Here is a 454-nt window from a genome sequence, read left to right on the forward strand (position 1 = left end):
CTGGACAACAGCTTCAAATGCATTAAACGTAACTTTACAATGCAGTGATGCTACAGGAATTTCAAACGCTCAAAATCAAGCTCCGGTTGCGACCGATAACTGCGGAGGAACTGTAACTTACACTAAAACCAGCGGAATTTTTGTTGCCAGTTCTTGTGTTAATTCAGGTACTTATACTAATACATGGGTTGCCAACGATGTATGTTTGAATACTTCTACCACTTTTACACAAGTAATTACTATTGAAGATACTACAAAACCAACATGGACTACACAAACCGCTTCTTTAGATGCAACTTTAGAATGCAGCGACTTAACTGCTTTGGCTTCCGCGCAAGCGTTATTCCCAACAGCTTCTGATTTGTGTGATGCAGATGTTTTGAATGTTGTAAAAATCAGCGGACAGTTTGTAGCTTCAGGTTCTTGTTCGAATGCAGGAACGTATACCAATACA

Annotated in this window: 1 protein-coding gene; it reads left to right on the forward strand. The window is 39.6% G+C overall.

Annotated features, from left to right (window positions below; translation table 11 throughout):
* Positions 1-454 (forward strand): hypothetical protein (locus RT99_RS25460; protein ID WP_042566753.1); only part of this gene is annotated, 454 nt, incomplete at both ends.

The sequence above is a fragment of the Flavobacterium sp. MEB061 genome, assembly GCF_000834715.1.
Lineage (GTDB): Bacteria > Bacteroidota > Bacteroidia > Flavobacteriales > Flavobacteriaceae > Flavobacterium > Flavobacterium pectinovorum.